The organism is Micromonospora sp. NPDC047670 (genome assembly GCF_043204915.1).
Taxonomy (GTDB): Bacteria; Actinomycetota; Actinomycetes; order Mycobacteriales; family Micromonosporaceae; genus Micromonospora.
Genome location: NZ_JBIDDA010000002.1, coordinates 501,199 through 526,819 on the forward strand (window position 1 = coordinate 501,199; position 25,621 = coordinate 526,819).

The window sequence follows — 25,621 nt, forward strand, 5'->3', positions numbered from 1 at the left end:
TACGAACCTCCCCCGACACCCGGTCGGCCCGCGCCGCCGGGACGCGCCGGCCGTGCCCGAACCGCCGTGCGCCGTCGGCCTCCCCGGCGACCGGCCGGTCGGCGACGGCGGCACCGACCCGGCCGCCGCGGCGTCCCGGCAGCACGCCGGGCCGCGCCGCCCGCGGGCGTACGACGGTCGGCCGGGAGCGGCGGGATAGAGTCGCTGATTGACCACACGCGGCCGGGGCGCCGGCCGCGTGCGCCGCGGCTGGGGGGTAGTGGGTGAGCGAGGCGCGTACGGCCGAGGATCGGGGCGCGACGGTGACCGGGCAGCCGGCTCCGGCGGAATCGGACACCACCCTGGTGGTGGTCACCGGCCTCTCCGGCGGCGGCCGCAGCACGGTGGCCCGGGCGCTGGAGAACGTCGGCTTCTACGTGGTGGACAACCTGCCCCAGGCGCTCATGCTCGACATGGCGGAGCTGGCGTTCAAGGCCGGCGGGGCGGCCCGGCGCACGGCGATGGTGCTGGACGTGCGCTCGCGCGCCTTCTCCACCGACCTGGCCGGGGCGATCCGGGAGCTGAAGGAGCGCGGCTTCTCGCCCCGGGTGGTCTTCGTCGACGCCGACGACGAGGTGCTGATCCGGCGGTTCGAGAGCGTCCGGCGCTCGCACCCGTTGCAGGGCGACGGGCGGCTCGCCGACGGCATCGCCGTGGAGCGGGGCCTGCTGGAGGAGGCCCGCGACCAGGCCGACGTGATCATCGACACCAGCCATCTCAACGTGAACCAGCTCCGCCGCCGCATCGAGGAGCTGTTCGGCGGCGAGGACGCCCGCCGGCTGCGGCTCACCGTGCTCTCCTTCGGCTTCAAGTACGGCCTGCCGCCCGACGCCGACTTCGTGCTCGACGCCCGGTTCCTGCCCAATCCGTACTGGGTGCCCGAGCTGCGCGAGCACACGGGCCGGGAGGAGGCGGTCAGCTCGTACGTGCTGGGTCAGGAGGGCGCGGACGCCTTCGTCGGCTCGTACGCCGACCTGGTCAACGCCACCACCGCCGGCTTCGAGCGGGAGGGCAAGCGCTACCTGACCGTCGCGGTCGGCTGCACCGGCGGCAAGCACCGCAGCGTGGCCATCGCCGAGGAGCTGGCGGCCCGCCTGCGCCAGTCCGGCCTGGCCGCCAACGCCCAGCACCGCGACCTGGGGCGCGAATGACGGCGACGCGGGTGGTCGCCTTCGGCGGCGGGCACGGCCTGTCCGCCTCGCTGCGCGCCCTGCGCCGCTGCGCCCCCGAGCTGGACCTGGACATCACGGCCGTGGTGACCGTCGGCGACGACGGCGGCTCCAGCGGCCGGCTGCGGGCCGAGCGGGGCGGCCTGCCCCCGGGTGACCTGCGGCAGGCGCTGGTCGCTCTCGCGGGGGACCACCCCGCCACCCGGCGCAGCGCCGGGCTGTTCCAGCACCGCTTCGCCGAGGTGCCGCCGCGCGCCGGGGGAGCCGACGGGTCGACCCGCGCCGGGGACGCCGACCGCGCCGGGGGAGCCGGTGCCGACCGGGGCGACGGGCTGGCCGGGCACGCGGTGGGCAACCTCGTGCTCTGCGGGCTGATGGAGCTGCTCGGCGACCCGGTGGCCGCCCTGGAGCACGCCGGCGCGATGCTCGGCGCGGTGGGCCGGGTGCTGCCGATGTCCTGCGAGCCGGTGGGCATCGAGGCCCGGGTGCGCGGCGTCGACCCGCGCCGCCCGGACGAGGTGCGGACGGTCACCGGCCAGCACCAGGTGGCGGTGACCACCGGCCGGGTGGAGTCGCTGCGGCTGACCCCGGCCGCCCCGCGGGCCTGCCCCCAGGCGGTCGCGGCGATCGGCGCGGCGGACTGGCTGATCTTCGGGCCGGGCAGCTGGTACACCAGCGTGCTGCCGCACCTGCTGGTGCCGGAGCTGGCCGCCGCCGTCGTCGCCAGCCCGGCGCGGCGGCTCGTCACGCTGAACCTCGCCTCGGAGAAGGAGACGCTCGGGCTCTCCCTGGCCGACCACCTGGCCGCGCTGCGCTGGTACCTGCCGGAGCTGAGGGTCGACCATGTGGTCGCCGATTCCAAGGCGGTGGGTGACCCCGAACCGGTCGAACGTGCGGCAGAATCGCTGGGTGCCCGCCTGGTCCTCGCCCCCGTCGCGGTCACCGACGGCACTCCCCGTCATGATCCGGCCGCCCTGGGCGCCGCACTGGTGCCTGTCCTGGGCGCCGATCGTTAGACACGTACGTAATCTCCGGCGACACGCCGGAACAGGTCCGTGAGGGGACGCACAATGGCGATGACGGCTGCGGTCAAGGACGAGCTGAGTCGGGTCGACGTGCCCAAGCCCTGCTGCCGGCGGGCGGAGATGGCGGCGCTGCTGCGCTTCGCCGGCGGGCTGCACATCGTCTCCGGTCGGGTCGTGGTGGAGGCCGAACTCGACACCGGGGCGGTGGCCCGACGGCTGCGACGGGAGATCGCGGAGGTCTACGGCTACCCCAGCGAGATCCACGTGCTGGCCTCCGGCGGCCTGCGCAAGGGCAGCCACTTCATCGTCCGGGTGGTCAAGGACGGCGAGGCCCTCGCGCGGCAGACCGGCCTGCTCGACGTCCGGGGACGCCCGGTGCGGGGGCTGCCGCCGCACGTCGTCGCCGCGAACGTGTGCTGCGCGGTGTCGGCCTGGCGGGGCGCGTTCATGGCGCACGGCTCGCTGACCGAGCCCGGCCGCTCCAGCGCGCTGGAGATCACCTGCCCCGGGCCGGAGTCGGCGCTGGCCCTGGTCGGCGCCGCCCGCCGGATCGGCATCACCGCCAAGAACCGCGAGGTGCGCGGGGTGGACCGGGTGGTGGTCAAGGACGGCGACGCGATCGCCGCGCTGCTCACCCGCGTCGGCGCCCACTCCAGCGTGCTGGCCTGGGAGGAGCGCCGGGTGCGCCGCGAGGTCCGGGCCACGGCGAACCGGCTGGCCAACTTCGACGACGCGAACCTGCGCCGCTCGGCGCGCGCCGCGGTGGCCGCCGCCGCCCGGGTCACCCGGGCGCTGGAGATCCTCGCCGACGACGCGCCCAACCACCTCACCTCGGCGGGGCGGTTGCGCCTGGAGCACCGGCAGGCATCGCTGGAGGAGCTGGGCGCGCTGGCCGATCCTCCGCTGACCAAGGACGCGATCGCCGGCCGGATCCGCCGGCTGCTGGCGCTGGCCGACAAGCGGGCCCGCGACCTGGGCATCCCGGATACGGAAGCGGCCGTCACGCCCGACATGCTCGTGGTCTGATAGGACGGTGAGGCTCGGCGGTGCCAGTGGGCCACCACCCGGCGCTGCGCGGTGTCGCACGCTCGGATAGGGTCGCTGCGTACGGCAAGGGGGCCGGCACAGGCACTCCTCGCCGTGCTCACCGCCTCGGGCGGTCAGGTCCTTGGGACCGCGGCGGGGTGGCCGAGATGAACCGTCAACGGCCGGCTCCAACGGTCGGCGCACACACCTCCGCCGGCCCGGGTCTTACGCCGGCGGACCAGAACGCGAGGAGATGGGACCTGTGACCATCCGGGTTGGCATCAACGGCTTCGGCCGGATCGGCCGCAACTTCTTCCGGGCAGTGCTGGCGTCCGGCGCTGACATCGAGGTCGTGGCGGTCAACGACCTGACCGACAACGCGACGCTCGCCCACCTGCTCAAGTACGACAGCATCCTGGGTCGCCTCCCGCACGAGGTGAAGGCCACGGCCGACGAGATCACCGTGGGCGGCAAGACCATCAAGGCGTACGCCGAGAAGGACCCGGCGAAGCTGCCGTGGGGTGAGGTCGGCGCGGACGTGGTCATCGAGTCCACCGGCTTCTTCACCGACGCCACCAAGGCGAAGGCGCACGTCGACGGCGGCGCCAAGAAGGTCATCATCTCCGCCCCGGCGAAGAACGAGGACGTCACGGTCGTCATGGGCGTCAACCACGACCAGTACGACCCGGCCAAGCACACCATCATCTCCAACGCGTCCTGCACCACCAACTGCCTCGCCCCGATGGCGAAGGTCCTGCACGACACGTTCGGCATCCAGCACGGTCTGATGACGACGATCCACGCGTACACCCAGGACCAGAACCTCCAGGACGCGCCGCACAAGGACCTGCGTCGGGCCCGCGCCGCCGCGCTGAACATCGTGCCGACCTCGACCGGTGCGGCGAAGGCGATCGGCCTGGTGCTGCCGGAGCTGAAGGGCAAGCTGGACGGCTACGCGCTGCGGGTGCCGATCCCCACCGGCTCGACCACCGACCTGACCGTCAACGTCAACCGGGAGACCACGGTCGACGAGGTCAACGCCGCGCTGAAGGCCGCCGCCGAGGGCCCGCTCAAGGGCATCCTGGTCTACAACGAAGACCCGATCGTCTCCTCGGACATCGTCACCGACCCGGCGTCGTGCATCTTCGACGCGCCGCTGACCAAGGTCGTCGGCAACCAGGTCAAGGTCGTCGGCTGGTACGACAACGAGTGGGGCTACTCGAACCGCCTGGTCGACCTGGTCAAGCTGGTGGGTCAGTCGCTGTGAGCATCCGTACCCTCGACGACCTGCTCGCCGAGGGGGTGTCGGGTCGGCGCGTGCTGGTGCGCGCCGACCTGAACGTCCCGCTCGACAAGCAGACCGGCGACATCACGGACGACGGCCGGATCCGGGCGGTGCTGCCGACGCTCGGCGCGCTGGTGGAGGCCGGTGCGAAGGTGGTCGTCTGCTCGCACCTGGGCCGCCCGAAGGGCGCCCCGGACCCGCAGTTCAGCCTCCGCCCGGTCGCCGGGCGGCTCGGCGAGCTGCTCGGCGCGCGGGTGCACTTCGCCTCCGACACGGTCGGCGAGTCCGCCCGCTCCACCGTGGACGCCCTCGCCGACGGCGAGGTCGCGCTGCTGGAGAACCTGCGGTTCAACAAGGGCGAGACCAGCAAGGACGACGCCGAGCGGGGCGCGTTCGCCGACCAGCTCGCCGCGTTCGCCGACGCGTACGTCGACGACGCGTTCGGCGCGGTACACCGCAGGCACGCCAGCGTCCACGACGTGCCGGCGCGGCTGCCGCACGTCGCCGGCCGGCTGGTGCTGCGCGAGGTGGAGGTCCTCTCGAAGCTCACCGGCGAGCCGGAGCGCCCCTACGTGGTGGTGCTCGGCGGCTCGAAGGTCTCCGACAAGCTCGCGGTGATCGAGGCGCTGCTGCCGACGGTCGACCGGCTGCTCATCGGCGGCGGGATGTGCTTCACCTTCCTCAAGGCCCAGGGCCACGAGGTGGGCTCCTCGCTGCTGGAGGAGGAGATGGTCGAGACCTGCCGCAACCTGCTGGAGCGCTCCGGGAACAAGATCCTGCTCCCGGTCGACGTGGTGGCCGCCGACGCGTTCGCCCCGGACGCCGCGCACGACACCGTGCCGGCCGACGGCATTCCCAGCAAGCGGGTGGGTCTCGACATCGGTCCGGAGACCGTCGCCGGGTTCGCCGCCGCCCTCAAGGGCGCGCGGACGATCTTCTGGAACGGCCCGATGGGCGTGTTCGAGATGCCGGCGTTCGCCCACGGCACCCGCGGGGTGGCCGAGGCGATCGCCAAGGCCGACGCGTTCACCGTGGTCGGCGGCGGCGACTCCGCCGCCGCGGTGCGGGCGCTCGGGCTGGACGAGTCGTCCTTCGGGCACATCTCCACCGGCGGTGGCGCCTCCCTGGAATACCTGGAGGGCAAGACCCTCCCCGGCATCGCGGCTCTGGAGAACTGATGGCGAGCGCCACCCGCCGGCCGCTGATGGCCGGCAACTGGAAGATGAACCTCAACCACCTCGAGGCCAACCTGCTGGTGCAGAAGCTGGCGGCGAGCCTCACCGAGAAGCAGCTCACCGAGGTCGAGACGGTGGTCCTGCCGCCGTTCACCGACCTGCGTACGGTGCAGACCGCCGTCGACGGCGACAAACTGCTGATCGGCTACGGCGCGCAGGACCTGTCGCCGCACGCGTCGGGCGCCTACACCGGGGACATCTCCGGCCCGATGCTGGCCAAGCTGGGCTGCACGTACGTCGTGGTCGGGCACTCGGAGCGGCGCGCCTACCACCACGAGGACGACTCGGTCGTCAACGCCAAGGTGCAGGCGGCGCTGACCCACGGGCTCACCCCGATCCTCTGCGTGGGTGAGGGGCTCGACGTCCGGGACCAGGGCACCCACGTGGCGCACTGCAGCGACCAGCTCGACGGCGCCCTGAAGGGGCTGACCGCCGAGCAGGTGGCGAAGGTCGTGGTGGCGTACGAGCCGGTCTGGGCGATCGGTACGGGCAAGACGGCCACCCCGGAGGACGCGCAGGAGGTCTGCGAGGCGGTCCGTCAGCGGCTCGCCGAGTCCTTCGGCCAGGGCACCGCCGACCAGGTCCGGATCCTCTACGGCGGCTCGGTCAAGTCCTCCAACGTCGCGGCGATCATGGCCAAGCCGGACGTCGACGGGGCGCTGGTGGGCGGCGCGAGCCTGGACGCCGAGGAGTTCGCGAAGATCTGCCGGTTCCCGGAGCACATCACCCGCTGATCGCTCGCTATCCTTGACTCCGCCCGTCCGTCGGTCGGTGCCACCGTGCCCGATCTGCCCGGGCGAGGATCGTAACGAGAGGACTGACCCCAGCCATGCCGATCTGGTTCGCATACACGTTGATCGTGTTGCTGGTCATCACGAGCATCCTGCTGACCATGCTGATCCTGCTGCACCGCGGTAAGGGCGGCGGGTTGTCGAGCATGTTCGGTGGCGGCGTCAGCTCCAGCCTCGCCGGGTCGTCGGTGGCGGAGAAGAACCTCGACCGCTACACCGTCCTGGTGGGCATCGTCTGGTTCGCCTGCATCGTCGGGCTCGGGCTCTGGCTCCGCCTCCAGACGGCCAGCGGCGCCGTCTGAGCGCCGTCAAGTCGTACAATCTGCGCGCGGTCCGTCACCGACGGGCCGCGCGCAGTTCGTTTCACCCGCTGCACCGCGTCGCCCGCCGCCCCCTCCGCGGCGGTACCCCTCCCGACGACAGGAGCGAGCAGCCGTGCCGAGTGGCAACGTCATCCGGGGCGCCCGCATCGGGTCCGCCCCCGAGCGCAGCGCCGAGCGCTACCAGCCGGCCCCGTGCCGGGCGGTCACCTACTGGTGCCGCAACGAGCACCGCACCGAGATCCGGATCGCCGCCGAGGCCGAGGCCCCCGAGGTGTGGGACTGCCCGCGGTGCGGCCTGCCCGCCGGCCAGGACGCGGGGAACCCGCCGGGACGGGCCCGGCTGGAGCCCTACAAGACCCACCTGGCGTACGTGAAGGAGCGGCGCACCGCCGAGGAGGGGGAGGCCATCCTCGCCGAGGCCCTCGCCGACCTGCGCCGCCGCCGCGGCCGCACCGCCCCGTAGTGAGAAGGGCCCCTCGTCGACGCCCGGCGCCGACGAGGGGCCCTCACCTCGTCGGCGTCAACGAAGGCTGCGCAGGCGGGCCGGCACGTCGGCCGCCGCGGCCCGGTCCAGCAGCCAGAGGGTGCGGCCCGTGCCCTGCACGCCGGCCGCCGGCAGTTGCACCGGCCCCGCCCCGGCCAGCGCCATGCCGACCGCACGGGCCTTGTCGGCGCCGCTGGCGACCAACCAGACCTCCTCGGCGGTGTTGATCGCCGGCAGGGTCAGCGTGGTCCGCACCGGCGGGGGCTTCGGGCTGCCCCGCACGGCGCTGACCGGCCGGCTGTCGTGGTGCACCGGGTGCTCCGGGAACACCGAGGCCACGTGCCCGTCCTCGCCGACGCCCAGCATCAGCACGTCGAAGTGGGGCAGCGCGGCGTGGCCGGGGCGCGCCGCCCGGGCCAGTTCCTCGGCGTACCGGGCGGCGGCCTCCTCCGGGTCCGGGCCGGCCGGTCCGTCGGAGGCGGGCATCGGGTGGACCCGGGCCGGGTCCAGCGGCACCGCGTCCAGCAGGGCGGCACGGGCCTGGGTCTCGTTGCGCTCCGGGTCGCCGGCCGGCAGGAACCGCTCGTCGCCCCACCAGACGTCCACCCGGGACCAGTCCACCGCGTCCCGGGCCGGCAGCGCCGCCACCGCCCGGTGGACCGCCGCCGCGATCCGGCCGCCGGTCAGCACCATCGACGCCTGACCGCGCTCGGCCTGCGCGTCGAGCAGCTTCACCACCAGCCGGGCCGCCACCGCCTGCGCCAGCAGGTCGGCGTCGGCGTGGACGGCGACACTCGCCTCACTCATCCCTGTGCCTTCGTTTCTCCGGCCGCCCGCGCGGCCGGTGTTTCGCTCGTACGCCCGGCAGCCGGGCGCTCAGTGCTCGGCGCTCGTTCCCGCGTGCGCGGTCACCCCCGCCTCGGCCCGCTGGGCGGTGGCCGGATCCTTCCAGACGTGCACCCGCTGCGCCGGGTGCTGGTCCAGGCCGGTCAGGCCAGCCGCCGCGCCGAGCGCCTCCGCGTACACCTGGTCGGCGTCGAGCCGGCGCAGCTCCTCGGCCAACTCGTCGCCGAGCGGCCGGCGGACGAGCGGCAGCTGCCGCTCGTCCTGGCCGGTACGCCGGAACGTCGCCACGCTGTCCTCGCGGGTCAGCGTCAGCTCCTCGCCGTTGGCGCAGCGCAGCTGCACCTCCCGCATCCGGGGGAACTCGTCGGTGCGCTGCCACACCGGCTCGATGCCGAGCCGGGCGGCCAGCCAGCCCCGCATGAGCGCCGCGGTGGGATCGGTCGCCGGGGCGACCACGGTCGCCTCGGTCACCCGCGCCTGGGTGGTGTCGAACGCCCCGGCCACCAGGGTGCGCCACGGGGTGATCCGGGTCCACGCCAGGTCGGTGTCGCCCGGCGCGTAGTCCCGGGCCCGCTGGCGCAGCGCCTCGATCGGGTCGGCGGCCTGCGCGGCGTCGGTGATCCGCCGGTCGGCCACCACGCCGAGGAAGTCGGTCGCGATCTCGGCCGGTGGCTCGCCGTGCCACCACGTCACCACCGGCACGTCCGGCACCAGCAGCGGCATCACCACCGACTCGGCGTGCAGGGCGAGCCGCCCGTACATCCGGGTGACCACCGCCTCGCACGGGCCGAGCCGGCCGCCGACGACGATCTCCGCGTCGAGGCGGTTGCGCTCCCGCTCGACGTCGGAGCGGACCACCACCACCAGCCGGCAGGGGTGGGCGGCGGCCGCTATCGTCGCCGCCGCCTCCGCCTCGCGGACCCGCTTCTCGTCCACCACCACGATCAGGGTGAGCGCCATGCCGCTGGCCACCCCGCCGGCGCTGCGCCGCTCGGCGGCCAGCGCCTTGACCACCTCGTTGCCGGTGGTGTCCCACAGGCCGATCACTGGAGCCTCCTGGTTGACTCGCTGGGCTTGCTCACGCTCTGCGCCACGCCCGGCCCTCGCGGGCCAGCATCTCGTCGGCGGCCCGGGGGCCCCACTCGCCGGCCCGGTACGGCTCCGGCTTCGTGCCGGCCCACGCGTGCTCCAGCGGGTCCACCACCTGCCAGCTCTGCTCGACCTCGGCGGCGTCCGGGAAGAGGGTGCGGTCACCGATGAGCACGTCCAGCACCAGCCGCTCGTACGCCTCGGGGCTGGACTCGGTGAACGCCTCGCCGTACTGGAAGTCCATCGCGATGTCGCGGACCTCCATCGTGGTGCCGGGCACCTTGGAGCCGAACTTCAGCACCACGCCCTCGTCCGGCTGCACCCGGATGACGAGCTGGTTGTTCCCCAGCGACTCCATGTCGGCGGCGTTGAACGGCAGGTGCGGCGCCTTCTTGAACATGATGGCGACCTCGGTGACGCGGCGCGGCAGCCGCTTGCCGGCCCGGATGTAGAACGGCACCTCTGCCCAGCGGCGGTTCTGGATGCCGAGCCGGACCGCCACGTACGTCTCGGTGGTCGAGTCCGCCGGGACGCCCTCCTCCTCCAGGTAGCCGACCGCGCGCTGACCGCCCACCCAGCCGGGCAGGTACTGGCCGCGCACGGTGCCCTCGGCCACGTCCTTCGGCAGGGTGATGGCCCGGAGCACCTTGAGCTTCTCGGTGCGGATCTCGTCCGCGTCGAAGCTCGTCGGCTCCTCCATCGCCACCAGCGCCAGCAGCTGGAGCAGGTGGTTCTGGAGCACGTCCCGGGCGGCGCCGGCCGAGTCGTAGAACCCCGCCCGGGTGCCGATGCCGACGTCCTCGGCCATGGTGATCTGCACCGAGTCGACGTACTTGGAGTTCCACAACGGCTCGAACAGGTTGTTGGCGAACCGCAGGGCGAGGATGTTCTGGACCGTCTCCTTGCCCAGGTAGTGGTCGATGCGGAAGACGTCCTTGCGGGTGAAGACGTCGTCGACCAGGTCGTTGAGCGCCTTCGCCGAGGGCAGGTCGTGCCCGAACGGCTTCTCGACCACCACCCGGCGCCACCCGCCGGACTTGGCGTTGTCGGCCATGCCGGTGCGCGCGAGCTGCTTGAGCACCACGGGGAACGCCGCCGGGGGGATGGAGAAGTAGAAGGCGGCGTTGCCCGGGATGCCGTGGGTCTGGCGCAGCTCGTCGAGGGTGGCGGCGAGCTGGTCGAACGCGGCGTCGTCGTCGAACGAGCCGCCGACGAACTTGATGTTGCCGGCGAGCCGCGACCACACCTCCTCCCGCCAGGGGGTGCGGGCGTGCTTCTTGGCGGCCTCGTGGGCCAGCGACTCGAAGTCGCCGTCGCCCCAGTCCCGGCGGGCGAAGCCCAGCACGACGAAGCCCGGGGGCAGCAGCCCCCGGTTCGCCAGGTCGTACACGGCCGGCAGGAGTTTCTTGCGGGCCAGGTCGCCGGTGACGCCGAAGATCACCAGGGCGCACGGCTCCGGGATCCTCGGCAGCCGGCGGTCCTGCGGGTCGCGCAGCGGGTTCATGCCGCCTCCTCGCTCCGCATCGTCCACGGTCCTCATCGTCACGCCCGCAGCGCCCCGACCGCATCGAGCAGCTGGGCCACGCCCGCGGACCGGTCGGTCAGGTGCAGCCGCACCACCGGGCGCTGCCGCTCGGCCAGCGCCTGCCGGTCGCCGGCGGCCTGCGCCGCCTGCAGCTCCCCGAAGGTGTACGGCTTGCCCGGCACCGGCAGGTCGTCGGTGACCGCGCCGGTGAGCTGGAGGTAGCTGCCGACCTGCGGGCCGCCCTTGTGGTACTGGCCGGTGGAGTGCAGGAACCGCGGCCCCCAGCCGAAGGTGACCGGCCGCCCGGCGGCCCCGGCCAGCAGCGGCCGCAGCCGGGCCGCGTCGGCGTCGGCGAACCGGTCGAGGTACGCCATCACCGCGAGGTAGCCGTCGTCGCCCAGCCCGTCGACCAGCCAGCGCAGCACGCCGGCCAGGTCGCCCGGGGCGCCCTGCGGCGCGTACACCTCGATCGCGCCCTCGGTGAACGACGGCGTCTCCGCCGGCGGACCGGAGGCGAGGATCCTGTTGGTGTTCTCCTTGGACTCGGTGACGTTGGGCTGGTTGAACGGGTCGATGCCGAGCACCACGCCGGCGATCGCGGTGGCGTACTCCCAGGCCAGGAACTGCGCGCCGAGCGGGCCGTTGACCGCCACGTCGGCGCCGGCGCCGCCGCCCGGGACCGCGCCGGTGGCCAGCGCGCCGCCGTAGGTCACGGTGAGCACGTCGTCGCCGGTGGCGCCGGGGCTCTGCGGCGACTCCACGACGACCGGGAGGATGCCGACCCCCGCCTTGCCGGTGGACTCGGCGATGAGCTGCTCGGCCCAGTCGCCGAGGCCGTCGATGCCGGTGCCGTCGGAGACGAGGGCGACCTTGTCGCGGCCCATGGTGGCCGCCGCGCCGAGCGCGGCGCCCAGGGCCAGGCCGGGGTTGTCCCGGTCGCCGCCCAGCGACCGGGCCAGGGCGTCCGCCTCGTCGAGCAGCTCGGCCACCTCCACGCCGGCCAGCGCCGACGGGACCAGCCCGAACGCGGTCAGCGCGGAGTAGCGGCCGCCCACGTTCGGGTCGGCCAGCACGGTGAAGGCGCCCATCTCGGCGGCGGTCCGCTCCAGGGGCGAGCCCGGGTCGGTGACGACGACGAAGTGCCGGCCGGCCTCCGCCTCGGTCATCCCGGCGTCCAGGAACGCCTGCCAGTAGGCCCGGCGGTGGCTGTCGGTCTCCACCGTCGAGCCGGACTTGCTGGCCACCACGACCACGGTGCGCTCCAGCCGGTCGGCCAGCGCCGCCCGGACCTGCCCCGGGTCGGTGGTGTCGAGCACGGTGAGCTGCTTGCCGAGGGTGCGCGCGATGACCTCGGGGGCCAGCGACGAGCCGCCCATGCCGGCGAGCACCACGTGGTCCAGGTCGCCCAGCTCCGCCTTCAGCTCGGCGAGCTGGGGGAGCAGCTCCCGGCTGCGCCGGTGGGTGTCCACCCAGCCGAGGCGGATCTTCGCCTCGGCCTCGGCGTCCGGGCCCCACAGGGTCGGGTCCTTCTCGGCCAGCCGCCCCGGCACGCCGGCCTTGACCAGCGCGTCCCGGGTGGAGGCGGGGGCCGACCTGTCGACCGTGTCGGCGCCGTGCACGGCGAGCCCGGCGGCCGCCTCGACCGGCCCGTTGAGCAGATCACTCACGCGTTGCCTCCCGCCTGCTGCGCGGCCTGCGCGTTGCCCTTCGCGGCGTTGCCCGGGTGGCCGGTGCCCTTGCCCGCGGCGGCCAGCGACTTGCGGACGCCGTCGAGCAGCTCCAGCCAGCTCGCCTCGAACTTCTCCACGCCCTCGCGCTCCAGGGTGGCGATCACGTCGGCCATGTCGACGCCGACCGACTCCAGGTCCGTGAAGACCTTGCGGGCCTCGTCGTACGAGCCGGTGATGGTGTCGCCGCGGGTCTCGCCGTGGTCGGCGTACGCGTGGATGACCGGCTCCGGCATGGTGTTGACGGTGCCGGGCGCGATCAGCTCCTCGACGTAGATGACGTCGCGGTAGTCCGGGTTCTTGGTGGAGGTGGACGCCCACAGCGGCCGCTGCGGGTGCGCGCCGGCGTCGGCGAGGGCCTGCCAGCGGTCGGAGGAGAAGACCTCGCCGTAGCGCTCGTACGCCAGCTTGGCGTTGGCGACGGCGGCCTTGCCGCGCAGCGCCTTGGCCTCGTCGGAGCCGATCTTCTCCAGCCGCTTGTCGACCTCGCTGTCGACGCGGGAGACGAAGAACGACGCCACGGACCCGATCTTGCTCAGGTCGTGCCCGTTCGCCTTCGCCTGCTCCAGGCCGGCCAGGAACGCCTCCATCACCTGCGAGTAGCGGTCCAGCCCGAAGATCAGCGTGACGTTGACGCTGATCCCCTCCGCCAGGGTGGCGGTGATGGCCGGCAGGCCCGCCTCGGTGGCCGGGATCTTGATGAAGAGGTTCGGCCGGTCGACCAGCCACCACAGCGCCTTGGCCTCGGCGACGGTCTTGTCGGTCTCGTGGGCCAGCCGCGGGTCCACCTCGATGGAGACCCGGCCGTCGACACCCGCGCTGCGCTCGTACGACGGGTGCATCACGTCGCACGCCCAGCGCACGTCGTAGGTGGTGAGCATCCGCACGGCCTCCTCGACCTCCACCCCACGGGTGGCGAGGTCGCGCAGCTGCCAGTCGTACTCGTCGGCGTCGCTCAGCGCCTTGGCGAAGATCGTCGGGTTGGTGGTCACCCCGGCCACGTGCTTCTCCCGGCGGAGCTGGTCCAGCCCGCCGGAGCTCAGCCGTACCCGGGAAAGATCGTCGAGCCAGACCGCCACGCCCGCGGCGGTGAGTTCGCTCAGCCTGTCCGTCATGCCGTCCACGCTCCCTCAGTTGCCGGTCGTGAAACCGGTGATGTCGCCCACCCGGGTCATCGCCGCGTGCGCGGCGGCCACGATCCGGTCGGGAGTGAACCCGAACTGTTCGAAGAGCACGGTGTGCGGGGCGCTGGCACCGTAGTGCTCCAGGCTCACGCTCTCGCCGAGGTCGCCGACGACGCCGCGCCACGACATCGCGATGCCCGCCTCCACGCTCACCCGTGCCTTTACCCCACGCGGCAGCACCGACTCCCGGTACGCCTCGTCCTGCTCGTAGAACCACTCCTGGCAGGGCATCGAGACCACCCGCGTCGGGGTGCCGTCCGCCTCCAGGCGCTCCCGGGCGGTGAGGCAGAGCTGCACCTCGGAGCCGGTGCCGATGATGATCACCTGGGGCTTGCCGGTGGACGCCTCGGCGAGCACGTAGCCGCCCTTGGCCACGCCCTCGGCGCCGGCGAGGTTCGACCGGTCCAGCGTCGGCAGCGCCTGCCGGCTCAGCGCCAGCGCGGTCGGCCGGTCGGTGTGCTCCAGCGCCTGCCGCCAGGCCCAGGCGGTCTCGTTGGCGTCGGCCGGGCGGACCACGTCCAGGCCCGGGATGGCCCGCAGCGCGGTCAGGTGCTCCACCGGCTGGTGGGTCGGGCCGTCCTCGCCCAGGCCGATCGAGTCGTGCGTCCAGACGTAGATCACCGGCAGCTTCATCAGCGCGGCGAGCCGGACGGACGGGCGCATGTAGTCGCTGAACACCAGGAACGTGCCGCCGTACGGGCGGGTGCCGCCGTGCAGCGCGATGCCGTTGAGGATCGCGCCCATGGCGTGCTCGCGGATGCCGAAGTGCAGCGTGCGGCCGTACTCGTGGCCGGGGAAGTCCTTGGTGGCGTGGGTGGCCGGGATGAAGGAGGGCTCGCCCTTCATCGTGGTGTTGTTGCTCTCGGCCAGGTCGGCCGAGCCGCCCCACAGCTCCGGCAGGACCGGCGCGAGCGCCTCCAGGACCTTGCCGGAGGCGGCGCGGGTGGCGATGCCCTTGGCGTCGGCCGGGAACTCCGGCAGCGCCTCGGTCCAGCCCTCGGGGAGCACCCGGCCGGCCATCCGGTCGTAGAGCGCCCTGCGCTCCGGGTTCGCCTTCGACCAGGCGTCGAACGCCGTGGTCCACTCCTGCTGGGCGCGGGCGCCGCGCTCCAGCACCAGGCGGGCGTGCCCGAGCACCTCCTCGTCGACCTCGAAGGACTGCGCCGGGTCGAAGCCCAGGATCTGCTTCGTGGCGGCCACCTCGTCGGCGCCGAGCGCGGAACCGTGGATCTTGCCGGTGTTCTTCTTGTTGGGCGCGGGCCAGCCGATGATGGTGCGCAGGGCGATGAAGGAGGGACGGCCGGTCTCGGCCTTCGCGGCCAGCAGCGCCCGGTGGAGGGCCTCGACGTCCTCGTGGTAGTCGCCCTGGTCGGCGTCACCGGTGCGCCAGTCGACGGTCTGCACGTGCCAGCCGTACGCCTCGTAGCGGGCCGCGACGTCCTCGCTCTTGGCGATCCGGGTGTCGTCCTCGATGGAGATCTCGTTGTCGTCGTAGATCACGCAGAGGTTGCCGAGCTGCTGGTGGCCGGCGAGGGCGCTGGCCTCGTGGCTGATGCCCTCCTCGATGTCGCCGTCGGAGGCGATGCACCAGATGTCGTGGTCGAAGACCGACGCGCCGGACTCGGCCTCCGGGTCGAACAGGCCGCGCTCGCGGCGGGCCGCCATCGCCATGCCGACCGCGTTGCCCAGGCCCTGGCCGAGCGGGCCCGTGGTGGTCTCGACGCCCGGCGTGTGCCCGTGCTCGGGGTGGCCCGGCGTGAGCGAGCCCCACTGCCGCAGCGACTTCAGGTCCTCCAGGGCCAGCGGGTATCCGGAGAGGAAGAGCTGGATGTAGAGGGTGAGGCTGGAGTGGCCCGCCGAGAGCACGAACCGGTCGCGGCCGGGCCAGTTCGGGTCGGCCGGGTTGTGCCGCATGACCCGGTTGAAGAGCAGGTAGGCCGCGGGCGCGAGGCTCATCGCGGTGCCCGGGTGGCCGTTGCCGGATTTCTCCACGGCGTCCATGGCCAGCACGCGGACGGTGTCGACGGCCCGGCGGTCGAGGTCGGACCAGTTCAGTGCGGGGTGCTCGGGTCGGTTGGCAGCCACGATGGTTGTGCTCCTCGGCAGATGGGCGGAACCCTCACTGATGACCCTATCGAGCGGTCCTAAACGTCCGCCCGGGGATCTCCGCATGCTGGTCTGTGCGGGTCCGGGAGGATCGGTGGTTCCGTCGGCGGTGTGACGGCCCGCACCGTTGTCGGGTCGCCCGGGCAGCCAAAACGACAGCGCGTAGTCTGTGGTGCGGTGTGTGGCCCGAGCCGGGTCCGACCGACCCGACCTCCCCTGCCGACGCCGGAAGGTGGCAATCCGTGAGCATGATCACCGAGCGCCCCGTCAGCAACTCTGCCGGGAAGCCGCCGGTGCGCACGGCGGCGGAGGCGCCGGCGGTCGGCCGCCGGGACGTCCGCGCGGTGGTCTCGGCGTACGTGACGCTGACCAAGCCGCGGATCGTGGAGCTGCTCCTCGTCACCACCGTGCCGGCGATGATGCTCGCGGACGGCGGCCTGCCGTCGCTGTGGCTGATGGCCGTGGTGCTGGTCGGCGGCTCGCTCGCCGCCGGCGCGGCCAGCGTCATCAACTGCTACATCGACCGGGACATCGACCAGCTGATGCGGCGCACCAAGCGCCGCCCGCTGCCGGCGCACACCGTGTCGCCGCGCAGCGCGCTGATCTTCGGGCTGGTGCTGGCGACGGTGTCGGTCGCGTTGATGGTGGCGTTCACCAACCTGCTGGCCGCCGGGCTGACGCTGGCCGCGATCGTCTACTACGACGTGGTCTACACCCTCTGGCTCAAGCGCACCACCACGGCGAACACGTTCTGGGGCGGCGCCTGCGGGGCGGCGCCGGTGCTGATCGGCTGGGCGGCGGTGACCGGGTCGCTGGCGCCGGCCGCGTGGGCGCTCTTCGCGGTGGTCTTCTTCTGGCAGATGCCGCACTTCTACCCGCTGGCGATGAAGTACAAGGACGACTACGCCCGCGCCGGCATCCCGATGCTGCCGGTGGTCGCCTCCGCCCGCCGGGTGAACACCGAGATCATCGTCTTCGCCTGGCTCACCGTGGCCTCCTCGCTGGCGGTGTGGCCGCTGGGGATGAGCGCGATCTACGGGGTGCCCGCCGTGGTGGTCGGCGCCATCTTCGTGGTGGAGGCGCACAAGCTCGCCCGCCGGGTCTCGCGTGGTCAGGCCGTCAAGCCGATGCGGCTGTTCCACTGGTCGACGACCTACCTGACCATCCTCTTCGCCGCCGTCGCGCTCGACGCGCTGATCTGATCCCCGCCGCGTCCCCGCCGGCCTCCGCCGGAGGTCCGGCGCGCCCCTGCCGAGCCGACCGGGTCAGGGTCGAAGCGGTCGGGGCTTTCCGGGTCCCCGCCGGTCGCCGTGCCCGCAAATCACCATCGTGTATGCCTTGTCCGGGTTTCTTGTCACATCGGGGACAGCTTCGGTATCCGCCCGAACAGTTCGCCCTGCCCCGCGACGGGTCGGTTCGGGGCGAAACTTTGCGCTGATAAGTCGGATAAAGCCGGGCAGTTCGCCTGTGATCTTCCTTAAACCTCCAGGTAATTGGCATCACAAAAGGTTCATGGTTCTCGCCCGCCCGGGTGGAAGTCTGCTTACGCTTCGCGTCATGGCAGAAGGTTCCGATACGACGCTGACGGCCGATCAGACCGCCGGTCAGGCCCCCAACGGCCTGGTCGCGGGCATCAAGTCGTTCGCCGCCGGGCACGGCGGGGCGAAGGCGGTCATCGAGTACGTCGGCAAGCGCGGCGCCCGCATCGTCCTCGTCGGCGAGGACGGGGTGTGGGGCGACCAGTTCGCGGACGACACCGTCGTCGCGCGGGAGGCCTGTGCGATGGCGGGAGTCACCGTCGAGAACGCCTGGGAGCGTGAACTCATGGACCAGATGCGTCCGAGCAACGACCTCTGGCGGTCGATGGCCCGGCGCTCGATGGCCCGTTGACATAAATTGACCGACCACCACCAGTCGACCCGGGGGGAACCCCGGGTCGCTCTCGTCACCTGTGCCGAACTGCCCGACCTCGACCCCGACGACCGGCTGCTGCTCGCCCCGCTGACCGTGCGCGGCGTGACCGCCGAGCCGGTGGTCTGGGACGATCCCGCCGCCGACTGGTCGGCGTACGACCTGGCGGTGCTCCGCTCGCCCTGGGACTACGCGCTGCGTCGCGACGAGTTCGTCGCCTGGGCGTCGACCGTGCCCGGCCTGGCCAACCCGGCCGACGTGGTGCGCTGGAACACCGACAAGCGCTACCTGGGCGAGCTGTCGGCGGCCGGGGTGCCGACCGTGCCGACGTCCTGGGTCGCGCCGGGGGAGACCTGGCAGCCGCCCGCCGAGCGTGGCGAGTACGTCGTCAAGCCGGCGGTCAGCGCCGGCAGCCAGGACACCGGCCGCTACGACCTGGCCGACCCGGAGCACCGGGGGCTGGCCGCCGCGCACGTGCGGCGGCTGTCGGACGCGGGCCGGCTGGCCATGGTGCAGCCGTACCTCGACGCGGTCGACACGGTCGGCGAGACCGCGCTGCTCTTCCTGGCCGGGCCGGCGGGTCCGGCGTTCAGCCACGCCATCCGCAAGGGCCCGATGCTGACCGGCCCGGACCTGGGCACCGAGGGGCTCTACAAGCCCGAGGAGATCACCGCCCGCACCGCCGCCCCGGAGCAGTTGGCGGTGGCGGAGCAGGCCCTCGCGGCGGTGCCCGGCGGTCCGGAGCGGCTGCTCTACGCCCGGGTGGACCTGATCCCGGGTGCGGACGGCGCGCCCGTCCTGGTGGAGCTGGAGCTCACCGAGCCGTCGCTGTTCCTCGGGTACGCCGACGGCGCCGCCGACCGGCTGGCCGACGCGATCCTGACCCACCTGCGCCGCCCGCCGCGCGGCGTCTGAGCCCGGGCGGCCGGCGCCGCCCGTCAGGCGGCGACCGGGACGGCGTCCTCGGCGGGGGCGGGGTCCGGGGTCGGCGCGACGGGGCGGCGCGCACGGGTGGACCACTGCACCGAGAGCGTGGCCAGCAGCACCAGGCAGGAGCCGAGCATGTGCGCGCCGACCAGGAGCGCCGGCAGGTTGGTGAAGTACTGCACGAAGCCGATCACGCCCTGACCCAGCTCCACCGCGACCAGCACCACGGCGGCCCGTGCGGCCCGGTCCGCGCCGACCGCGCGGAAGGCGAAGACGAGGGCCACCGAGAGGCCGATCAGCAGGAAGACGCCGTCGGCGTGCACCTGGGCGATCGTCTCCGGGTCGAGCCCGTTGCGGGCCGCGCCGTGGTCGCCCGCGTGCGGGCCGCTGCCGGTGACCCAGGTGCCGACCACCAGCACGGCGGCGCTGACCACGGTGGTGAGCACGGCCAGGGTCCGCAGCGGCGCCGGCACCACGGCCACCGCCGGACCGGCCGGATCGTTGATCCGCCGCCAGAGCGCGTACGCGGCCGCGATGACGAGCATCGAGGCGAGGAAGTGCAGGCCGACCACCCACGGGTTGAGGTCGGTGAGCACGGTGATGCCGCCGACGATCGCCTGGGCGGGGATGCCGAAGAGCACGGCGACCGCCAGCGGGACCAGCTCCCGCCGGCGGGGGCGGTGCAGCAGCACGGCCACCAGGACGGCCAGCGCGATGACGCCGACGGCGAAGGTGAGCAGGCGGTTGCCGAACTCGATCGCCCCGTTGATGCCCATCTCGGCGGTTGCCACGTACGACTCGTCCGTGCACCGGGGCCAGGTGGGGCAGCCGAGACCGGACTCGGTGAGCCGGACCGCCCCGCCGGTGACGACGATGCCCACGTTCGCGATGATCGAGGCGAGCGCGAGACGGCGCAGCAGAGCGGTGGAGACCGGGAACCGGACGGATGGAGTCACGGCGCAAATCCTACGCACCGTAGTGATCGAGGTTCGTGCGACTCCGCCGGCGCGGTGGTTCGGATCACCGGGACCCGGGTTTGCGGCCCTCCGACGAATTACGTAACGTGGGCGTTGTGAAAAACGCGGCGGCGCTCTCGGGGCAGCAGCCGGCGGCCCCTCCGGCCGCCGGTCAGTCCGCGTCCGTCGCGGATCTCTCCACCCGTGACCGGGTCACCCAGCTGCTGTTGGAGCGGGGTGCGACCACCGCCGCGCAGCTCGGCTCGGCGCTCGGGCTCAGCCCGGCCGCGATCCGCCGGCACCTCGACGCGATGCTCGCCGACGGTGACGTGGTCGCCCGCGACCAGACCGTCCGTGGCCACCGGGGCCGGGGCCGGCCGGCGAAGGTGTTCCTGCTGACCGACGCGGCCCGCGGCCGCTGCGGCACCCACCACTACGACAACATGGCCACCGCCGCGCTGCGCTGGATCGCGCGCAACGGCGGCTCCGAGGCCGTCGAGGCGTTCGCCACCGACCAGGTCGCCGCCCTGGAGGCCCGCTGCCGGGCCGCCATGGAGGATGCCGGCGACGACCCCCTCGCGCGGGCCGAGGCGCTCGCCGGGGCGCTGACCGCCGAGGGCTACGCTGCCAACGCGTCCACGATCGCCTCCGGCGGCCAGCTTTGTCAGCACCACTGCCCGGTGGCGCACGTGGCCGCCGAGTTCCCCCAGCTGTGCGAGGCCGAGACCGCGGTGATCTCCCGCCTGGTCGGCACCCACGTGCAGCGCCTGGCCACCATCGCGCACGGCGACGGGGTGTGCACCACGCACATTCCCGCCCAGCCGGGGCGTGCCCAGTCCGGTAAGACCGTCACCACTGTGAGGACAGATAGATGACCGAGCAGATCGTCCAGCCCCTGACCCAGGAAGAGCAGCTCGCCGCCCTGGGTCGCTACGAGTACGGCTGGGCCGACCCCGACGTCGCCGGGGCGGTCGCCCAGCGCGGCCTCAACGAGGCGGTGGTGCGGGACATCTCGGCCAAGAAGAACGAGCCGGCCTGGATGCTCGACCTGCGGCTGAAGGGTCTGCGGCTGTTCGGCCGCAAGCCCATGCCGGCCTGGGGCGCCGACCTCACCGGGATCGACTTCGACAACATCAAGTACTTCGTCCGGTCCACCGAGAAGCAGGCCACCAGCTGGGAGGACCTGCCCGAGGACATCAAGAACACCTACGACAAGCTGGGCATCCCCGAGGCGGAGAAGCAGCGGCTGATCGCCGGTGTCGCGGCGCAGTACGAGTCCGAGGTCGTCTACCACAAGATCCGTGAGGACCTCGAGGAGCAGGGCGTCCTCTTCCTCGACACCGACACCGCGCTGCGCGAGCACGAGGACATCTTCAAGGAGTACTTCGGCACGGTCATCCCGGTCGGCGACAACAAGTTCGCCGCGCTGAACACCTCCGTGTGGTCCGGCGGCTCGTTCATCTACGTGCCGAAGGGCGTGCACGTGGAGATCCCGTTGCAGGCCTACTTCCGGATCAACACGGAGAACATGGGCCAGTTCGAGCGGACGCTGATCATCGTCGACGAGGGCGCGTACGTGCACTACGTCGAGGGCTGCACCGCGCCGATCTACTCCTCGGACTCGCTGCACAGCGCCGTGGTGGAGATCATCGTCAAGAAGAACGCCCGGTGCCGCTACACGACCATCCAGAACTGGTCGAACAACGTCTACAACCTGGTCACCAAGCGCGCCGTGTGCCACGAGGGCGCGACCATGGAGTGGATCGACGGCAACATCGGCTCCAAGGTCACCATGAAGTACCCGGCGGTCTACATGACCGGCGAGCACGCCAAGGGCGAGGTGCTCTCGGTGGCCATGGCCGGCGAGGGCCAGCACCAGGACGCCGGCGCCAAGATGGTGCACGCCGCCCCGCACACCTCCTCGACCATCGTCTCGAAGTCGATCGCCCGTGGCGGCGGCCGGACGTCCTACCGGGGTCTGGTGCAGGTGCTGGAGGGCTCGACCAACAGCCGCAGCACGGTCAAGTGCGACGCGCTGCTGGTCGACACCATCTCCCGCTCGGACACCTACCCGTACGTCGACATCCGCGAGGACGACGTGTCGATGGGGCACGAGGCCACCGTCTCCAAGGTCAGCGAGGACCAGCTCTTCTACCTGATGAGCCGGGGCCTGAGCGAGGACGAGGCGATGGCGATGATCGTGCGCGGCTTCATCGAGCCGATCGCCAAGGAGCTCCCGATGGAGTACGCCCTGGAGCTCAACCGCCTGATCGAGCTGCAGATGGAGGGCGCGGTCGGCTGACCCCGCCCGGCCCGGACCCGTCGCGTCGCGACCAGCCCGACTGACCCTCCGACTACGCAGAACAGACCAAGGAAGAGATGACTACCCAGGCTTCCGCGCCGCCCAGCACCAAGTCGCAGGCGCTCCGCTCGTACGACGTCGCCGACTTCCCGGCCCTGACGGGCCTGGAGGAGGAGTGGCGCTTCACCCCGCTCAAGCGGCTGCGGGGCCTGCTCGACGACGCCGCGGCGTCGGCCGGGCAGATCGTCACGCAGGTGTGGGCGCCCGACGGCGTCACCGCCGAGTGGGTCGAGCGGGACGACGCCCGCCTCGGCCGGGTGCTGGTGCCGTTCGACCGGCTCAGCGCCCAGGCGTGGAGCCGGTTCGACAAGGCCCTCGTGGTGACCGTGGCGCGGGAGGCCGTGCTGCGCGACATGGTCTCCATCGAGACCCGCGGGCAGGGGGACGGCGTCGCCCACCAGCACATCCTGCTGGACGTGCAGCCGCTGGCCGAGGCCACCGTCGTGCTCGACCAGCAGGGCAGCGCGACGCTGGCCGACAACGTCGAGGTGACGGTGGCCGACGGGGCGAAGCTGACCCTGGTCACCGTCGCCGACTGGGCCGACGACGCCGTGCAGGCCCAGCACCTGAAGGTGAAGCTGGGCCGGGACGCCAAGGTGGTGCACGTCCAGGTCAGCCTCGGCGGCGACCTGGTCCGGCAGTACACCTCGGTGGAGTACACCGAGCGGGGCGGCGAGGCCGAGCTGTACGGCCTCTACTTCGCCGACGCCGGGCAGCACCTGGAGCACCGCCAGCTGGTCGACCACAGCGTGCCGGACTGCCGCAGCTACGTCGGCTACCGGGGCGCCCTGCAGGGCGAGAGCGCGCGCACCGTCTGGGTGGGCGACGTGCTGATCCGCGCCGAGGCGACCGGCACGGACACGTACGAGATCAACCGGAACCTGCTGCTCACCGACGGCGCGCGGGCGGACTCCGTACCCAATCTGGAGATCGAGACCGGCGAGATCGCCGGCGCCGGCCACGCGAGCGCGACCGGCCGCTTCGACGACGAGCAGCTGTTCTACCTGATGGCCCGGGGCATCCCGGAGGCCGAGGCGCGCCGCCTGGTGGTCCGCGGCTTCTTCGCCGAGCTGATCAACAAGATCCCGGTCGAGGACCTGCGCGAGCGGCTCGGCGACGCCATCGAGGCCCGACTGGCGAAGGCCGGCGCCTGATGATCAAGATCTGCTCGACCGAGGACGTGCCGAAGGGCACCGCGATCAGCGCGGACGTCGACGGCACGCAGATCGCGATCGTGCACGGCGAGGACGACACCTTCTACGCCGTCCACGACGAGTGCTCCCACGCCGCGGTCGCCCTCTCCGAGGGGGAGGTCGAGGGCTGCACGCTGGAATGCTGGCTGCACGGTTCCCGTTTCGACCTGAGGACCGGCGAGCCGACCGGGCTGCCCGCCACCGAACCCGTTCCCGTCTATCCCGTCGAAGTCCGCGACGGCGACATCTACGTCAGCCTGACGCCGAGCAATGGAGTGACCCGATAATGAGCACCCTGGAGATCCGCGACCTGAAGGTGTCGGTCAAGCTGCCCGAGGGTGAGCTCAAGCCGATCCTCGCCGGGGTAGACCTGACGGTGAAGTCGGGGGAGACCCACGCGATCATGGGCCCGAACGGGTCCGGCAAGTCGACCCTGGCCTACTCGATCGCCGGCCACCCCAAGTACGAGATCACCGGCGGCTCGGTGACCCTCGACGGCGAGGACGTGCTGGCCATGTCCGTCGACGAGCGGGCCCGCGCCGGCCTCTTCCTGGCCATGCAGTACCCGGTCGAGGTGCCCGGCGTCTCGGTGGCCAACTTCCTGCGTACCGCCAAGACCGCCATCGACGGCGAGGCGCCGAAGCTGCGCACCTGGGGCGGCGAGCTGCGCGGGGCCATGGAGCGCCTCCAGATGGACCCGGCGTTCGCCCAGCGCAACGTCAACGAGGGCTTCTCCGGCGGCGAGAAGAAGCGGCACGAGATCGTGCAGCTGGAGCTGCTCAAGCCGAAGATCGCCATCCTCGACGAGACCGACTCCGGCCTCGACGTGGACGCGCTGCGCGTGGTCAGCGAGGGCGTCAACCGGGTCCGCGACACCGGCGACACCGGGATGCTGCTGATCACCCACTACACCCGGATCCTGCGCTACATCAAGCCCGACTTCGTGCACGTCTTCGTCGCCGGCCGGATCGTCGAGCAGGGCGGCCGGGAGCTGGCCGACAAGCTCGAGGAAGAGGGCTACGAGCGGTACGTCGCCGGGGCCGGTTCGGCGCGGGCCTGAGCGAAGGACCAGCTGAGGTGACCACCATCGCGATCCCACCGGGGATGCCGCAGTACGACGACGTGCCGCGTTACGACGTGGCCACGGTGCGCGCCGACTTCCCGATCCTCGACCGGGAGGTCAACGGGCACCCGCTGGTCTATCTCGACAGCGCCAACACCTCGCACAAGCCGCGGCAGGTGCTCGACGTGCTCGCCGAGCACTACGCGAGGCACAACGCCAACGTGTCCCGCTCGGTGCACACGCTGGGCACGGAGGCCACCGAGGCGTACGAGGGCGCGCGGGCGAAGATCGCCGCGTTCATCAACGCGCCCAGCGTGGACGAGGTGGTGTTCACGAAGAACTCCACCGAGGCGATCAACATCGTGGCGTACGCGTTCTCCAACGCCTCGCTGCGGCCCGACGCCGACCCCCGCTTCCGGCTCGGCCCCGGCGACGAGATCGTGATCTCCGAGATGGAGCACCACTCGAACATCGTCCCGTGGCAGTTGCTGGCCGAGCGCACCGGCGCGACGCTGCGCTGGTTCCCCGTCACCGATCACGGGCGCCTGGACGAGTCCGGGCTGGAGGAGCTGGTCACCGAGCGGACGAAGATCGTCTCGCTGGTGCACATGTCCAACATCCTCGGCACCGTCAACGCCACCTCGCGGATCACCGAGCGGGTCCGGCAGGTGGGGGCGCTGCTGCTGCTCGACTGCTCCCAGTCGGTGCCGCACCTGCCGATGGACGTGGTCGACTACGACGCCGACTTCATCGTCTTCACGGGTCACAAGATGTGCGGCCCGACCGGCATCGGGGTGCTCTGGGGCCGGGCCGAGCTGCTGGCGGCGATGCCGCCGGTGCTCGGCGGCGGCTCGATGATCGAGACGGTGTCGATGGCCGGCTCGACGTTCGCCGCGCCGCCGGCCCGGTTCGAGGCGGGCACCCCGCCGATCGCCGAGGCCGTCGCGCTGGGCGCCGCCGTCGACTACCTCAGCGGCATCGGGATGCGCGCCATCCAGTGGCACGAGAAGGAGTTGACGGCGTACGCGCTGGACGCGCTCGGCTCGGTGCGCGGCCTGCGGATCTTCGGGCCGAACGTGCCGGTGGGCCGCGGCGGCACCATCTCGTTCGCCCTCGGCGACATCCACCCGCACGACGTGGGACAGGTGCTCGACTCCCTCGGCGTGCAGGTGCGGGTCGGCCACCACTGCGCCCGGCCGGTGTGCACCCGGTTCGGCGTGCCGGCCATGACGCGGGCCTCGTTCTACCTCTACACCACCACCGAGGAGATCGACGCCCTGGTGGCGGGCCTGGAGCAGGTGCGGAAGGTGTTCGAGTGAGCGGCGACGCGGGAGCCCGCGGATCTACGGGAGTTC

Annotated in this window: 24 protein-coding genes; 17 read left to right on the forward strand and 7 right to left on the reverse strand. The window is 72.6% G+C overall.

Features of this window, described 5'->3' with window-relative positions:
- Positions 1 to 302 precede the first annotated feature (302 nt).
- The 8 genes from rapZ (at position 303) to ACGF7U_RS06940 (ending at position 7,356) form a co-directional block, all read left to right on the forward strand.
- Entirely contained in the window at positions 303 to 1,190 is an 888-nt protein-coding gene (gene rapZ / locus ACGF7U_RS06905) for an RNase adapter RapZ (protein WP_393104153.1), read from the forward strand.
- Positions 1,187 to 2,224, forward strand: coding sequence for a 2-phospho-L-lactate transferase CofD family protein (locus ACGF7U_RS06910; RefSeq protein WP_393103750.1), 1,038 nt, complete (start codon positions 1,187 to 1,189; stop codon positions 2,222 to 2,224). The genes rapZ and ACGF7U_RS06910 overlap by 4 nt, the downstream gene beginning before the upstream one ends.
- Before the next feature lie 54 nt (positions 2,225 to 2,278).
- Positions 2,279 to 3,259, forward strand: a complete 981-nt coding sequence (whiA, locus tag ACGF7U_RS06915) for a DNA-binding protein WhiA (protein ID WP_393103752.1) — start codon at positions 2,279 to 2,281, stop codon at positions 3,257 to 3,259.
- A gap of 262 nt (positions 3,260 to 3,521) precedes the next feature.
- Entirely contained in the window at positions 3,522 to 4,526 is a 1,005-nt protein-coding gene (gene gap / locus ACGF7U_RS06920) for a type I glyceraldehyde-3-phosphate dehydrogenase (protein ID WP_393103754.1), read from the forward strand.
- The gene (locus tag ACGF7U_RS06925) at positions 4,523 to 5,722 is read left to right on the forward strand and encodes a phosphoglycerate kinase (RefSeq protein ID WP_393103756.1); all 1,200 of its coding nucleotides are present in this window, start codon (positions 4,523 to 4,525) and stop codon (positions 5,720 to 5,722) included. The genes gap and ACGF7U_RS06925 overlap by 4 nt, the downstream gene beginning before the upstream one ends.
- Positions 5,722 to 6,513 carry a triose-phosphate isomerase gene (gene tpiA, locus ACGF7U_RS06930; RefSeq protein ID WP_393103758.1) on the forward strand — a complete coding sequence of 264 codons (792 nt, stop codon included), beginning with the start codon at positions 5,722 to 5,724 and terminating at the stop codon, positions 6,511 to 6,513. Before ACGF7U_RS06925 ends, tpiA begins: the two co-directional genes overlap by 1 nt.
- 95 nt (positions 6,514 to 6,608) lie before the next feature.
- Positions 6,609 to 6,872 (forward strand): preprotein translocase subunit SecG, encoded by a 264-nt coding sequence (gene secG, locus ACGF7U_RS06935; protein WP_350709154.1) that lies wholly within the window; start codon positions 6,609 to 6,611, stop codon positions 6,870 to 6,872.
- Positions 6,873 to 7,005: 133 nt separating this feature from the next.
- The gene (locus tag ACGF7U_RS06940) at positions 7,006 to 7,356 is read left to right on the forward strand and encodes an RNA polymerase-binding protein RbpA (protein ID WP_393103760.1); all 351 of its coding nucleotides are present in this window, start codon (positions 7,006 to 7,008) and stop codon (positions 7,354 to 7,356) included.
- Between the two features lie 57 nt (positions 7,357 to 7,413).
- Here the strand turns inward: ACGF7U_RS06940 and pgl are convergent, their stop codons facing one another.
- From pgl to tkt, 6 genes are all read right to left on the reverse strand, one after another.
- Complete coding sequence (pgl, locus tag ACGF7U_RS06945; protein WP_393103762.1) at positions 7,414 to 8,184, reverse strand: 6-phosphogluconolactonase; 771 nt, start codon at positions 8,182 to 8,184, stop codon at positions 7,414 to 7,416.
- Positions 8,185 to 8,253: 69 nt separating this feature from the next.
- Positions 8,254 to 9,270, reverse strand: a complete 1,017-nt coding sequence (locus ACGF7U_RS06950) for a glucose-6-phosphate dehydrogenase assembly protein OpcA (RefSeq protein ID WP_393103764.1) — start codon at positions 9,268 to 9,270, stop codon at positions 8,254 to 8,256.
- Between the two features lie 31 nt (positions 9,271 to 9,301).
- On the reverse strand, positions 9,302 to 10,816 hold the full coding sequence (gene zwf / locus ACGF7U_RS06955) for a glucose-6-phosphate dehydrogenase (protein ID WP_393103766.1): 1,515 nt from the start codon (positions 10,814 to 10,816) through the stop codon (positions 9,302 to 9,304).
- A gap of 38 nt (positions 10,817 to 10,854) precedes the next feature.
- Complete coding sequence (locus ACGF7U_RS06960; protein ID WP_393103768.1) at positions 10,855 to 12,504, reverse strand: glucose-6-phosphate isomerase; 1,650 nt, start codon at positions 12,502 to 12,504, stop codon at positions 10,855 to 10,857.
- Complete coding sequence (gene tal, locus ACGF7U_RS06965; RefSeq protein WP_393103770.1) at positions 12,501 to 13,679, reverse strand: transaldolase; 1,179 nt, start codon at positions 13,677 to 13,679, stop codon at positions 12,501 to 12,503. Before tal ends, ACGF7U_RS06960 begins: the two co-directional genes overlap by 4 nt.
- A 15-nt stretch (positions 13,680 to 13,694) precedes the next feature.
- On the reverse strand, positions 13,695 to 15,833 hold the full coding sequence (gene tkt / locus ACGF7U_RS06970) for a transketolase (RefSeq protein ID WP_393103772.1): 2,139 nt from the start codon (positions 15,831 to 15,833) through the stop codon (positions 13,695 to 13,697).
- 263 nt (positions 15,834 to 16,096) lie between these two features.
- Here tkt and ACGF7U_RS06975 point away from each other — a divergent pair, with 263 nt between their 5' ends.
- From ACGF7U_RS06975 to ACGF7U_RS06985, 3 genes are all read left to right on the forward strand, one after another.
- Complete coding sequence (locus ACGF7U_RS06975) at positions 16,097 to 17,056, forward strand: heme o synthase (RefSeq protein ID WP_393103774.1); 960 nt, start codon at positions 16,097 to 16,099, stop codon at positions 17,054 to 17,056.
- Positions 17,057 to 17,411: 355 nt separating this feature from the next.
- The gene (locus ACGF7U_RS06980) at positions 17,412 to 17,744 is read left to right on the forward strand and encodes a hypothetical protein (RefSeq protein WP_393103776.1); all 333 of its coding nucleotides are present in this window, start codon (positions 17,412 to 17,414) and stop codon (positions 17,742 to 17,744) included.
- 6 nt (positions 17,745 to 17,750) lie between these two features.
- Complete coding sequence (locus tag ACGF7U_RS06985) at positions 17,751 to 18,680, forward strand: RimK family alpha-L-glutamate ligase (protein ID WP_393103778.1); 930 nt, start codon at positions 17,751 to 17,753, stop codon at positions 18,678 to 18,680.
- A 23-nt stretch (positions 18,681 to 18,703) separates the two neighbouring features.
- On the opposite strand, the gene ACGF7U_RS06990 is transcribed toward ACGF7U_RS06985, so the two are convergent.
- A complete protein-coding gene (locus ACGF7U_RS06990) occupies positions 18,704 to 19,666 on the reverse strand; it encodes a heme A synthase (RefSeq protein WP_393103780.1) in 963 nt (320 codons plus the stop codon).
- A gap of 98 nt (positions 19,667 to 19,764) precedes the next feature.
- Between ACGF7U_RS06990 and ACGF7U_RS06995 the strand changes: the two genes are divergently transcribed.
- The 6 genes from ACGF7U_RS06995 to ACGF7U_RS07020 all read left to right on the forward strand — a co-directional run bounded on the left by ACGF7U_RS06995 (position 19,765) and on the right by ACGF7U_RS07020 (position 25,585).
- Positions 19,765 to 20,523 carry a helix-turn-helix transcriptional regulator gene (locus ACGF7U_RS06995; RefSeq protein WP_393103782.1) on the forward strand — a complete coding sequence of 253 codons (759 nt, stop codon included), beginning with the start codon at positions 19,765 to 19,767 and terminating at the stop codon, positions 20,521 to 20,523.
- Positions 20,520 to 21,950 (forward strand): Fe-S cluster assembly protein SufB, encoded by a 1,431-nt coding sequence (gene sufB / locus ACGF7U_RS07000; RefSeq protein ID WP_393103784.1) that lies wholly within the window; start codon positions 20,520 to 20,522, stop codon positions 21,948 to 21,950. Before ACGF7U_RS06995 ends, sufB begins: the two co-directional genes overlap by 4 nt.
- Before the next feature lie 77 nt (positions 21,951 to 22,027).
- Positions 22,028 to 23,164 (forward strand): Fe-S cluster assembly protein SufD, encoded by a 1,137-nt coding sequence (sufD, locus tag ACGF7U_RS07005; RefSeq protein ID WP_393103786.1) that lies wholly within the window; start codon positions 22,028 to 22,030, stop codon positions 23,162 to 23,164.
- The gene (locus ACGF7U_RS07010) at positions 23,164 to 23,490 is read left to right on the forward strand and encodes a non-heme iron oxygenase ferredoxin subunit (RefSeq protein WP_393103788.1); all 327 of its coding nucleotides are present in this window, start codon (positions 23,164 to 23,166) and stop codon (positions 23,488 to 23,490) included. Before sufD ends, ACGF7U_RS07010 begins: the two co-directional genes overlap by 1 nt.
- Entirely contained in the window at positions 23,490 to 24,263 is a 774-nt protein-coding gene (gene sufC / locus ACGF7U_RS07015) for a Fe-S cluster assembly ATPase SufC (RefSeq protein ID WP_393103790.1), read from the forward strand. The genes ACGF7U_RS07010 and sufC overlap by 1 nt, the downstream gene beginning before the upstream one ends.
- Positions 24,264 to 24,280: 17 nt before the next feature.
- On the forward strand, positions 24,281 to 25,585 hold the full coding sequence (locus ACGF7U_RS07020) for a cysteine desulfurase (RefSeq protein ID WP_393103792.1): 1,305 nt from the start codon (positions 24,281 to 24,283) through the stop codon (positions 25,583 to 25,585).
- Positions 25,586 to 25,621: the final 36 nt, after the last annotated feature.